The 11,741-nt window shown below is 41.8% G+C and carries 10 protein-coding genes; 5 read left to right on the forward strand and 5 right to left on the reverse strand.

The genetic code is table 11. The features are described from left to right. Nucleotides 1–447 (reverse strand): helix-turn-helix domain-containing protein (locus B808_RS06310; protein WP_051393763.1); only part of this gene is annotated, 447 nt, incomplete at its 3' end. A 335-nt stretch (nt 448–782) separates the two neighbouring features. Here B808_RS06310 and B808_RS00010 point away from each other — a divergent pair. From B808_RS00010 to B808_RS00030, 5 genes are all read left to right on the forward strand, one after another. Then, nucleotides 783–2,150 carry an aspartate kinase gene (locus tag B808_RS00010; protein WP_035421157.1) on the forward strand — a complete coding sequence of 456 codons (1,368 nt, stop codon included), beginning with the start codon at nt 783–785 and terminating at the stop codon, nt 2,148–2,150. 19 nt (nt 2,151–2,169) lie between these two features. Further along, complete coding sequence (gene dapF, locus B808_RS00015; RefSeq protein ID WP_009167078.1) at nt 2,170–3,147, forward strand: diaminopimelate epimerase; 978 nt, start codon at nt 2,170–2,172, stop codon at nt 3,145–3,147. Nucleotides 3,148–3,334: 187 nt separating this feature from the next. Next, complete coding sequence (locus B808_RS00020; protein WP_009167079.1) at nt 3,335–4,567, forward strand: MFS transporter; 1,233 nt, start codon at nt 3,335–3,337, stop codon at nt 4,565–4,567. Continuing rightward, on the forward strand, nt 4,551–6,107 hold the full coding sequence (locus B808_RS00025; protein WP_009167080.1) for a bifunctional metallophosphatase/5'-nucleotidase: 1,557 nt from the start codon (nt 4,551–4,553) through the stop codon (nt 6,105–6,107). The genes B808_RS00020 and B808_RS00025 overlap by 17 nt, the downstream gene beginning before the upstream one ends. A gap of 8 nt (nt 6,108–6,115) precedes the next feature. Continuing rightward, entirely contained in the window at nt 6,116–6,502 is a 387-nt protein-coding gene (locus B808_RS00030; RefSeq protein WP_009167081.1) for an iron chaperone, read from the forward strand. Nucleotides 6,503–6,608: 106 nt separating this feature from the next. Here B808_RS00030 and B808_RS00035 read toward each other — a convergent pair whose 3' ends face one another. The 4 genes from B808_RS00035 to B808_RS00050 form a co-directional block, all read right to left on the reverse strand. After that, the gene (locus B808_RS00035; protein WP_035421161.1) at nt 6,609–7,367 is read right to left on the reverse strand and encodes an amino acid ABC transporter ATP-binding protein; all 759 of its coding nucleotides are present in this window, start codon (nt 7,365–7,367) and stop codon (nt 6,609–6,611) included. After that, a complete protein-coding gene (locus B808_RS00040) occupies nt 7,360–8,778 on the reverse strand; it encodes an ABC transporter substrate-binding protein/permease (RefSeq protein ID WP_225349205.1) in 1,419 nt (472 codons plus the stop codon). Before B808_RS00040 ends, B808_RS00035 begins: the two co-directional genes overlap by 8 nt. Before the next feature lie 234 nt (nt 8,779–9,012). Further along, the gene (gene argH, locus B808_RS00045; RefSeq protein WP_009167084.1) at nt 9,013–10,404 is read right to left on the reverse strand and encodes an argininosuccinate lyase; all 1,392 of its coding nucleotides are present in this window, start codon (nt 10,402–10,404) and stop codon (nt 9,013–9,015) included. Continuing rightward, nucleotides 10,394–11,617, reverse strand: a complete 1,224-nt coding sequence (locus tag B808_RS00050) for an argininosuccinate synthase (protein ID WP_009167085.1) — start codon at nt 11,615–11,617, stop codon at nt 10,394–10,396. The genes argH and B808_RS00050 overlap by 11 nt, the downstream gene beginning before the upstream one ends. Between the last annotated feature and the right edge of the window lie 124 nt (nt 11,618–11,741).

Below are 11,741 nucleotides of genomic sequence, written 5' to 3' on the forward strand. Positions count from 1 at the left end.
AATTATTTTTTTGCGGTTTAATTTAAAATTTTTCGAGATGCCACCATAGTAGGAAAAAAAAACGCATAAATTTAATATTAATAACGGAGTTATAAACGTTAAGTGATATTTACCAATTATGAACAGATTAACTGCACTAACTACAGTTAATATTAGATTAAAATAAAAAGTATATTTCATAATTTCCGTTTTAGTATTATTGAAGCTTTTTTTGCCAATCGTTGAGTTGTTATCTATGTAACAATCCTCTACTTTTTCTGAAAAATAGGTTAAAGGAATATTAAAAATATTACAGATAAGATTTAAAGAATCCAAGTCTGGAATACCACGTTTGTTTTCCCAATTTGAAATAGTTTTTCTAGATACATGCAAACTACTAGCTAATTGTTCTTGAGTTATTTTTTTATGTTTTCTTAATTTTACTAACTTGTCTGATATGTCTTGCATACGAATTATCCACCTCAAAGAAATTCAAAACTTTAAAATCGATGAAAATTTCTATGATCATCCTATTAAAAATCCAATTTTTAAAAGTTATAACCATGTTCTAAGTTAAAATTAACATAACTTTAATTAAACATCGTTATATTCCTATGTCAATAATCCCAGCAGAGCTTAAGCATCCGAGCGACTTTTTTATCGGGAAACTTTATTTTTTCAATTTAATCACCACAAAATTTTTGCTACTCTCTCAAATTTTTCAAAACTTCATAAATTTTATTTGCTAATTTAAAAATTTGATGTTATTTTTTCTAATAATAGCTTGAAAGAGGTTTTGAATAATGAAAGTATGTAAATTCGGCGGTACGTCACTAGCAGATGCCGACCACTTTAACCAGATTATCAAGATTATTACTGCCGATCCAGAAAGAACCGCCGTTGTAGTCTCTGCACCGGGCTGCCGGTTTAGCGGAGATCCTAAAGTTACTGATTTGTTAGCAACCTACGCTCAACTCGTTTTGCAGCAACAAGACTATCAGCAAGTCTTAGCCAAAATCATTGCCCGCTACCAAGCAATTGCCCAGCCACTGGGAGTGGCTGAGCTTGCAATGCCTTTTATCAAACAATGTTTGACCCAATTACCACAAAAAACTTTTAAGAACCAGGCCTATCTGATCGCCGCTTTTACCGCCCACGGTGAATATTTAAATGCTTATTTACTTAGTCAAATTCTGATCCACCAAGGATTGCCCACTAAGTTTATGGACCCCCGTCAGGTCGGCATCACGGTCAGTAATGATCCCGGTGACGCCCACATCCTTCCAGAAACTTACAAACACTTAGCTCCTTACCGAGAAAGCTCAGATTATCTAGTTTTCCCGGGATTTTTTGGGATTACGCCCAACGGTGAGATTGCAACTTTCTCACGGGGCGGATCTGATATTACCGGTTCGATTGTTGCCAACGGTCTGCATGCCAGCGTCTATGAGAACTTTACGGATGTTAATGCGATCTACGCTGTAGATCCGCATATTATTTCCCATCCCCAAAGCATTAAAGTGATGACCTATCGAGAAATGCGAGAACTTTCTTATGCCGGCTTCTCCGTATTTCACGACGAAGCCCTGCTCCCGGCCATTGCTGCAGGCGTGCCCATCAATGTCAAAAACACTAATCATCCCGAACGCCCTGGCACTATGATCGTCCCAGAAAAAAACTTTCATCCCGCCGGACTTGTGACGGGGGTAGCTAGTTCTAAAGGATTCTCGGCTTTATATCTTCACCGTTACCTACTTAATAAGGAAGTGGGGTTCACGTTGAAGCTCCTCCATATTTTGTATAAATACGATATTTCCTATGAACACATGCCTTCTGGGATCGATGACCTAACAATCATTTTTGATAATCAGCACCTCACGACAACTAAACGAACCCAAATTACAAAGGAAGTCCAAGCACTCCTGCATCCAGATCAACTACAATGGATTAATAACTATGCGATTATTATGATTGTTGGAGAAGGAATGCAACTTAGCCCGACTACCATTGAAAAAATCGTGCATCCGTTAACGGAACATGACATCAACATCCAAATGATTAATCAGGGCGCTTCGAAAATCTCGATCATGCTTGGCACCAACGAAGCTGACGCCGAGCAAGCCGTCAAATTAATTTATCAATACTTCTTTGACAACAATCGCATTGTCTAGTTCACAGAAAGGACTTCCCATGGTCAAATTACTTAAAGTTCATGGCTCCGAAAATACCTTTTTCTTATTCGATCTTACCCAGTTTGAAAAGCAACCCTCGTTATCATCCATTGCTAAATTAGCCGTTGCCTGTCAAAAAAGCGCTAATCCGGTCTTTAAAAATATCGACGGAATCCTGGTTGTGACTAATTCGACCCATCCTGATTGTCTCGGAAAAATGATTGTCATCAACGCCGATGGGAGTCGCGCCTCCATGTGTGGTAATGGTCTACGAACGGTTACACGATATCTGGCGGAACGTTATCAAAAAAAACAATTCCATGTTGAAACCGACCAGGCTGATTTAGCCGTTACCAGCGAGCCAGAACTGGCTCCCAATGTTCCTGCTTTTGGGGTGGAAATCGGACCCATTCGGTTTAATCAAGCAGCATTCCCCTTTGCAAACCTGCACACTGCAACCATTCAAAATCAACCATTACCAGACCTAGATCACGATTTACGTTTTTCTGCCATTGCCGTCCCTAATCCACATCTCATCAGCTTTGTTTCCAAAGCAGTTTTACAATCAGACCGCTTGGAAAAGCTCGGCACTCGGCTAAATTCTAAAAATCAGTATTTTCCCGATGGGGTCAATGTTAGTTTTGCGACCATTCTAGGTGAAAACCGTCTTTTTGTGCGTACCTTTGAACGTGGGGTTGGCTTTACCAATGCCTGTGGAACCGGTATGTCGGCTACCAGTCTCGCCTACGCTATCAATCAATCGGGGGGTGACTTTGACCGTCTGGTAACTGTATTTAATCCTGGCGGCATGGTTAAAGTTCACGCTGTGTGCCGAGCTGAAAACTATCAACTCCAATTAATTGCGAACGCAACCACACTAGGCTACATCACGATCCCCACTACAGCTCTTTGGCAGCATCAATTTGACCAAGCTAACTATCAACAAACCAACGAAGAAACCGCTTATCAAGCCTGGGTCAAAGCGATTAAAAACTAAGCTAGTCTATGAGGGCTTAATTTTGTCAATTGCACCGAATATTAAAAGTGATATTATGTAATCAACAAGCTTTAACTGGTTCAGCGAGACCACAAGCCTCTGATTTGACTAACCGAACATCCACAGGTGGTTTAGGTCGAGCTGTTCTCAGCACGAGCTAAACCACTTTTTATTTGGAGGTCATCAGATGCATTTCTCACAATTATCAAAGTATCAAAAACGGGTCTCCCTCTCAACGGGGATTGGTTTTGTTCTCGAACGAATGGATTCCGTTTTAATTGGTCTCGCTTTGGCTTCCATCATTGCTACGCTCCATATCTCAAAGGCGCAAGGTGGTTTGCTTCCATCAATCACCGCTCTCGGATCATTAGTTGGCGGAGTTGGCTTCGGGGTTTTAGCTGATAAATTCGGACGAGTTAAAACCCTCAGCTGGTCGATTTTCATCTATGCGATCGGAACTGCTGGGATGGGTTTTACTAATTCATTTTTCATGCTATGTATCTTTCGGATCATCATTGGCATCGGCACAAGTGGTGAATACGGTATTGCGCTGACGATGCTCAGTGAAGCCTTTGAAAAGAAGTACATGGGACGAGTCTCAGCTGCCGCTGGGATTGCTGGTCAGCTAGGAGCCATCATTTCATCATTACTGGCCGCCTGGATTCTGCCCCGGTATGGTTGGCATGTGCTCTTCTTTACTGGGATTATCCCTGTAATTTTAGCGTGGTTTATTCGCTTTCACCTGCCCGAAAGCAACACCTTCAATCAAAACCGAGCCGAAGCCGTTGCAACTCCCAAAATCAAGCTAGGCGACGTCAAATCCTTGTTTGCCACTCCCAAGGAAACTTGGCTATCCTTGCGGATTATCATCATGTTCTTAATTCATATCGGCGGGTATACTACCATTATAAATTGGCTGCCAACCATCGCCCAAGAACGGATGCATACTGACATTGCCAGTTCATCATTATGGATGGCCTTTACCATCATTGGAATGGCTCTCGGAATGGGAGTCTTTGGGTATCTCCAAGACACTTTTGGCAGTCGGTTAGCGTTTGGTCTTTATCTAGTTGGATCAGCAGCCACTGTCTATCTCTTGATTCTTGCTCAAAATCCCGTGGAATTTGTTATTGCAGGAACAATTGTCGGCTTTTTAACTGATGGTATGTATAGTGGTTATGGCGCCGTAGTAAGTAGTTTATACTCTAGTAAGAACCGAGCAACAGCTAATAACACGATTATGTCACTTGCCAAAACCATCGGAACCTTTACCCCAGTTCTGGTCGGTTTCATTATGGATGTTGCTTCGATTACAACCGTCGTTATTTTCATGAGTTGCTGTTACTTACTGAGTTTGCTTGTCATGCTCTCCATCAAACAATTGAAAAGGAATCATCCCCGTTATGTTAAAGAAAATTAAAATCCTATCAACCAGCGATGTCCATGGGTTTATCTATCCGACTGACTATTCTAGCCCTGATAAAACAACTCCTCTTGGATTACTTAAAGCTGGCAGTCTAATTAGCCGAATCAAAGACCAATCCCAACCAGATGAATTGGTGCTGGCTGTCGAAAACGGTGATTTAATCCAAGGTTCGCCACTAACCAGTTATCTGGCAGATCATCCCCAAAGCGACCAGTCATTCTTAACGAAAATAACTAGTAAAATTGGTTATCAGGCTGGCATTTTAGGAAATCACGAATTCAATTTTGGACTTGAATTTTTACGTCATGCTGAATCACAGCGTAACTATCCATTATTAGGCGCTAACTTGCATGGTCATGATCGGACCGGGATTAGTGATCAGCCCTATCAGATTATCGAAGAACAAGGGGTCAAAATTGTCATTCTAGGTCTAACTACCGCCTTTGTTCCCAACTGGGAAGCTCCCAAAAATCTTGGTGATTTACAATTTGAATCAATCCTGAGCACGGCCGCTCGCCTGCTTCCAAGTCTTCGTTCCCTAGCAGACGTTGTCATCGTTGCCTATCATGGCGGTTTCGAAGCAGATCTAACGACTGGACAGGCAACGGAACCGGCAACTACAGAAAACGAAGGTTACCGTCTATTAACCAGCATCCCAGGAATTGACGCTTTAATCACGGGACACCAACACCGAAAATTAGCAGGACATCTAAACGGTGTGCCTTATACTCAACCTGGACTTCACGGGACTTACGTAGGCGAAATTGAGTTAACCCTAGATCAAGCCCATCATGTCGTCAGTAGTACTAGTCAATTGCTACCAACGGCAAATGAACCACTTGATCCAAACATCATGCCATCGTCCGCTTTAGAAGACCAGGTTCAAGGCTGGTTATCCCAGTCTCTAGGGGAGCATGTTGGTGCTTCCATGCGGATTGCAGATCCTTTGACAGCTCGGCAACACGGTCATCCTTACCTAACTTTTGTCAATCAAGTCCAAATGGACGCAGTGGATACTGATATTGCAGCAACCGCTCTCTTTAATGATGAATTAAATGGTTTCCCAACTAAACTCACATTGCGAGACATCTTCAATAATTATCCCTATCCTAATCTAGCCGTCGCCGAATTAGTTACGGGGCGCGAATTACGCCAAGCCTTGGAGCAATGCGCCAGCTTCTTTCAAATCAACTGTGGTCAGTTGCAAATTAATCCTAAATTTTGTGAGCCGAAGCCCCAGCTATTTAATTACGATTTATACACTGGCATCAATTACGAATTTGACATTCGTAAACCCATCGGACATCGGGTAACGTACTTAACCTATCATGAAAAGGCGGTAACAGAAGAACAGCAATTAATTGTTGCTATGAATAACTATCGTGCTATCGGCGGGGGTAACTATCCCATGTTTGCTAGCAGCAAAATTCAGCGACAGAGTCAAAAAACCATCCCGAATCTCATGATTGATTATCTAAAAAACCATCAACCCTATCAAGCTCAGTCGCCACACAACTTCTCTCTTAAATTCTAGGAGCTCTCATGAATAATCTCACTACGTATCTTGCTAACATCAAAGATCCAGCCCACCAGGCCTGCTTTAAAAACGTTTTAACTTGGATTGACAACCAATTTCCCCAGTTAACCCTAGAGATGCGTTATAACCAACCCATGTTCACCGTCCACAAAACTTATATTATCGGTCTGTCCGCAGCCACTGCTCACTATGCGATCGGAGTTGAACGCAGCAGTGAAATGAAAGTCATCCAAGCAGAAATCGAACGGCTCCAATTAAGTTGCGGCAAAAAGGTCATTAGAATCCCATATGAGCTACCGCTCCCAACCGAATTATTACAAACTTTAATTACCGCTCGATTAAAGACCAAGGCAAACTGTCATAATTTTTGGATGCCTTCGCCTTACCATTAAGATTTAGTAACTAGTTAATTACATTAAGAGTTTCCCTGCTTCCAAGTTAAAAGGGTGTGGCAAATGCCACACCCTTTTAACTTGAGCCTTCTAAAATAAATGATGCTTAGTATTCAATAATTTTATCGATAAATTCACGAGCCCGGTCCGTTGCAGGGGCAGAAAACAGTGTCTCCGGTGCAGCTTTTTCTTGTAGTTGACCATCCGCCATAAACCAAACTTCATCGGCAACTTTTCGTGCAAAGCCCATTTCATGCGTCACTACTACCATCGTCATGCCGGTCTCTGCTAGACCCTGCATTACATGCAGAACTTCTCCCACCATTTCAGGATCTAGGGCACTAGTCGGTTCATCAAAGAGCATTACTTCCGGATGCATGGCAAGGGCACGGGCCATCGCCACCCGCTGAGCCTGCCCACCAGATAGGCTAGCTGGGTAAACAGCAGCTTTTTCTGCCAATCCAACTTGAGCTAATAATTTCATTCCAACTGCTTCAGCGGCTTGATCACTCATTCCCTTAACGCGTTTCGGAGCAAGCTTTACATTTTCAATGACTGTTAAATTAGGAAATAAATTAAAATCTTGAAACACCATTCCAATTCGTTCACCCAAACTAGCTAGTTCCTTATTGGTAAAATCGTGTAGCGCTTTTCCGTCGACTAACACGGAACCACTCGTCGGCTGTTCCAAATGATTCAAGCATCTTAATAGCGTGCTTTTCCCAGAACCAGAAGGTCCAATAATACAGATAACTTGACCAGCGTTCACGGTTTCATCAATTCCCTTTAAAATCTGCTGGTCACCAAAATCTTTTTTCAAATTTTTAATTTGAAGTAACGGAACTTGGGTTGCTGCCTTAGCCATGGTTCATGCTCCTTTCATAGAAATTAAGTATCCTGGTTAGAATAAACGAAATAACGAAGTAAATTACCATTGCTACAATAATCGGAGCGACTCCCCGATACGTATCAGCTCGAACCACATTTAATTGGTAAACCAAATCAGTTACTCCAATGATTGACACAATCGAACTTTCTTTAATGATTGTAATAAATTCGTTTCCCAATGCCGGCCAAATGTTTTTGAAGGATTGCGGTAGAATAACAAAGCGCATCGTATCTGATGCATTCAGTCCCAAACTTTTAGCGGCTTCAGTTTGTCCCTTGGCTACCGAATTAATCCCACCTCGGATGATTTCACTTACATACGCACCACTATTTAATGAGACTGCGATGATCCCAGCTGTTAAAGCTGGAATATTAATCAGTACTCCCAAACCAAAGTAAACCAACAAAACTTGCACCATCATCGGAGTCCCTCGCACCACTTCAGTATAGCTGATGGATAGCCACCGGAAAACCCGAAATCGGCTTAGCCGTAATAATGCCAACAAAACGCCTAGGATAATCCCAAAAAAGATTGAAACAACTGAGATGATTAACGTGTATTGAACCCCATTTGCGAAATATTTCCAGTAATGCCACATTGAAGTATTCTGCGTATTCGCCTTCATATGCTTTCCCGCTTGCTTAATGTAGCCTGGAATTAACTGCTGCTGATGAATGCGATCAATACTTTGGTTTAATGCCCTGACCATCGCTGGATTTCCTTTTTGAACAGCAATGGCTGCTCCAACATCATTTTTACCCAGCTGATATCCAGCATCAATTTCCTTTAACTCCGGATCATTGGACGTATAGGCCGCTGCAACTGGTTTTTCAACTCCCACGGCATCTAATTTATGCGTTTTAAGCGCTAAGACTAAATCTGGAGTCTTTTCCATTCCAGTAACTTGAGCTTTCGGAATATTTTTTTTAGCAAGGGTATACTGAAGCGCTTCTGATTGGGCGCCGATCTTTTTCCCTTCCAGATCTTTTTTGCTTTTAATCTGACCAGCTTGACTTTTATTAATTAAAAAGCTTTGGCCCCCGCTATAATAAATCTTTGAAAAATCAACATTTTGAGCTCGTTCAGGAGTTGGATTAATTCCTCCAATTGCCATATCAACTTTGCCAGTTTGAACTGCAACCAGCAATGAAGCAAAACTCATATTTTTTAGTTGTAATTTAACTTTTTGATCTTTAGCAATCTGCTTAGCAATCTCAATATCAATCCCGACATCAGTTTGCTTACCATTCTGATTAATTTGAAATTCAAAGGGGGGATAATCTGGTGAAGTTCCGACCACCATTGTTCCCCGCTGACGGATGCGGTTCAGTGTCTGATCATCAGCGCACGCTCGGCGGGCAGCCATCATCCCTCCAAAAACTACCATGACCAACAAACAAAGCTGTGGCACTATCATGCCGTGCGACTTAGATTTAATCACTGAATCTCATCTCCCTAATCATTAATTTGGTTAATAAAAAATTAATCTTTATCAGTTTATCACGAATTCACCAATAAACAAACATTAATTTTCAATTATGCCTTAAAATGTCCCAAAAACAAACATAATCGCTACCCGTAGTCGTAATTAACTACCTAGTAACGATTATTTCCCATTTTTTTATTTTTGGAATGTTTGCAACTCCGCTTTGGCACGTGCTAACTGTTTACGAACTTGATCGAAACCAGTTCCTCCTTCGGAATTTCTCCTTGCAACTGCCACTTCCGGTTGTAAATCATGATAGACATCTGCTTCAATTTCAGGAGCAGCTGCCTGTAATTCCGCTAGCGACAGATCCTGCAAGTTTTGCTTAGTTTGCAGACAATGGAGGACTAACCGTCCCACAATCCCATGAGCTTTCCGAAACGGCACCCCCTTAGCCGCCAGATAGTCAGCTAATTCCGTCGCATTGGACAAATCGTTGGTGGTACTTTGTTCCATCTGATTAGTTTTAACCGTCAAAGTTTTAATCATGCCATTAAATACTCTTAAGGCGGGTAAAATGGTTTTTACCGTATCAAAAACCCCTTCTTTGTCTTCCTGCAAATCCTTATTATAGGCCAGCGGTAACGACTTTAACGTCGACAATAATGCCAACAGGTGACCATAGACCCGTCCGCTTTTACCTCGGATGAGTTCTGCCATATCAGGATTCTTTTTCTGGGGCATAATGGAACTACCAGTCGTATATGCGTCGCTTAGCTCCAAAAAATTGAATTCGAAACTAACCCACATACTTAGTTCCTCACAAAAACGAGACAAATGCATTAACAATAGCGAACTGTTGCTTAAAAACTCAACCGCAAAGTCCCGATCGGAAACGGCATCTAATGAATTTTCATAAACTTTAGAAAACCCTAATTCACGAGCCGTGAATTGCCGATCAATTGGAAAGGTTGTCCCAGCTAACGCAGCCGCTCCAAGCGGAAGCAGATCTACATGTTGTTGGTTAAATTCGAATCGTTCACAATCCCGTTTAAACATTTGATAGTAGGCCAACAAATAGTGTGCATATGAAATCGGCTGGGCGTGTTGCAAATGTGTGTATCCTGGCATAATTGTGGTAACGTGTCGTTCGGCCAGTTCCACTAAAGTTTCCTGAACCGTTCTAATTTCTGCAATGATTTTAGGCAGTCGACGTTTAAGATAGAGATGGAAATCCGTGGCAACTTGATCATTTCGAGACCGAGCTGTATGCAATTTCCCCGCCACTGGTCCGATCCGATCTGTCAAAATTTGTTCAATATTCATATGAATATCTTCATTTGTAGTCGTAAATTTTAGTTTCCCCGCATGTAAATCACTACGAATCGCTTCTAATCCCGCAACAATTTTTGCAACGTCTGGGGATGATAAAATCTTCGTTTTTTCGAGCATTTTAACGTGGGCTAGGGAGCCCGCTAAATCTTCATCAGCTAATTCCTGATCAAAAGCAATCGAAGCCCCAAATTGATCCACTAATTCATCAGCTTGTTTTTGAAATCGACCACCCCATAATTTATTACTGCTCATGAGCACCACCTGCTTGCTGGTTCCGTAGTCGTACTTCCGCCGCAACTTTAGTTGGTAGCCCCCATAACTTGATAAAACCTTTCGAAGCTACTTGATCAAAAGCATCAGCTGACGTATAGGTTGCCAAATCTTTATCGTACAACGAATCAACGGATTTCCGCCCCAGAACGACGACGGTGCCCTTAAAAAGTTTTAATTTAACAATTCCATTGACACATTGCTGCGAAGCAATCACAAACGCTCGCAGTGATTCCATCAGAGGCGAGTACCATAAACCATTATAAATTAACTCACTAATCTGTTTTTCTACAATAGGTTTAAAGTGCGCTAGTTCACGTTCAAAGGTTAGACTTTCCAATTCTTGATGGGCTGCTAATAATACCGCAGCTCCCGGAGTCTCATAAATCTCTCTTGATTTAATTCCAACCAGCCGGTTTTCAATATGGTCAAGGCGCCCAATGCCATGTTCACCGGCCACTTGATTAAGCTTTTCAATGATGTTAGCAAAAGAAGCTGATTTCCCGTCTAATTTAACTGGCAGTCCGTGATAAAACTCAAGCTCAATGATTGTTGGTTGGTCAGGAGTTTTACTAATCGGGGTGGTCATTGCATATGCATCCTCTGGGGCACTTTCCCACGGATCTTCTAAAACTCCTGCTTCATTCGCACGTCCCCAAATATTACTATCAATTGAATAGGGTGAATCAATGTCAATCGGAATGTCAATCTGATGTTCCTGTGCGTAGTCAATTTCATCCTCTCGAGACCAATGCCAATCTCTGACTGGGCTTAGTACGTCCAAATCCGGAGCCAATGCATGAATTGCGACTTCAAAACGAACTTGATCATTTCCCTTTCCAGTACAGCCATGCGCAATTGCATCGGCATTTTCCTGCTGAGCGATCTCAACTAGTTTCTTTGCAATTAGTGGACGAGACAAAGCTGAAACTAGCGGATAAACCCCTTCGTATCTGGCATTAGCCTGTAATGCCACAGACAGATATTGATCAGCATATTCGTCAAGAGCGTTAATCATGTACGAGCTTACTGCCCCCACACGCAGGGCTTTTTCTTTAATAAAATCGGCATCCTTTTCCTCACCGACATTGACACAACAAGCAACTACGTCATACCCCTGATCAGTTAGCCAAGCAATTGCCACCGATGTATCTAATCCTCCAGAATATGCTAACACTACTTTTTTCTTCGTCATCTTTGTCCACCATCCTCATTTAAATTGTTTTAAGATTACTACACCAGTGGCTAGCTTTCAATAACCTTTTTAAAGTACCAGTAAATCTTAATTAAATTTTGTATACAAAAAAGGCCCCAGTCAA

Source organism: Fructilactobacillus florum 8D (assembly GCF_000512295.1).
Taxonomy (GTDB): Bacteria; Bacillota; Bacilli; order Lactobacillales; family Lactobacillaceae; genus Fructilactobacillus; species Fructilactobacillus florum.

What these genes read in the sequence shown, in the direction of transcription:
- dapF (WP_009167078.1), top strand. Translation starts at nt 2,170, where the DNA reads ATGGTCAAATTACTTAAAGTTCATGGCTCCGAAAATACCTTTTTCTTA.
- B808_RS00010 (WP_035421157.1), top strand. Translation starts at nt 783, where the DNA reads ATGAAAGTATGTAAATTCGGCGGTACGTCACTAGCAGATGCCGACCAC.
- B808_RS00040 (WP_225349205.1), bottom strand. Translation starts at nt 8,778, where the DNA reads ATGGTAGTTTTTGGAGGGATGATGGCTGCCCGCCGAGCGTGCGCTGAT.
- B808_RS00030 (WP_009167081.1), top strand. Translation starts at nt 6,116, where the DNA reads ATGAATAATCTCACTACGTATCTTGCTAACATCAAAGATCCAGCCCAC.
- B808_RS00050 (WP_009167085.1), bottom strand. Translation starts at nt 11,617, where the DNA reads ATGACGAAGAAAAAAGTAGTGTTAGCATATTCTGGAGGATTAGATACA.
- B808_RS00025 (WP_009167080.1), top strand. Translation starts at nt 4,551, where the DNA reads ATGTTAAAGAAAATTAAAATCCTATCAACCAGCGATGTCCATGGGTTT.
- B808_RS00020 (WP_009167079.1), top strand. Translation starts at nt 3,335, where the DNA reads ATGCATTTCTCACAATTATCAAAGTATCAAAAACGGGTCTCCCTCTCA.
- argH (WP_009167084.1), bottom strand. Translation starts at nt 10,404, where the DNA reads ATGAGCAGTAATAAATTATGGGGTGGTCGATTTCAAAAACAAGCTGAT.
- B808_RS00035 (WP_035421161.1), bottom strand. Translation starts at nt 7,367, where the DNA reads ATGGCTAAGGCAGCAACCCAAGTTCCGTTACTTCAAATTAAAAATTTG.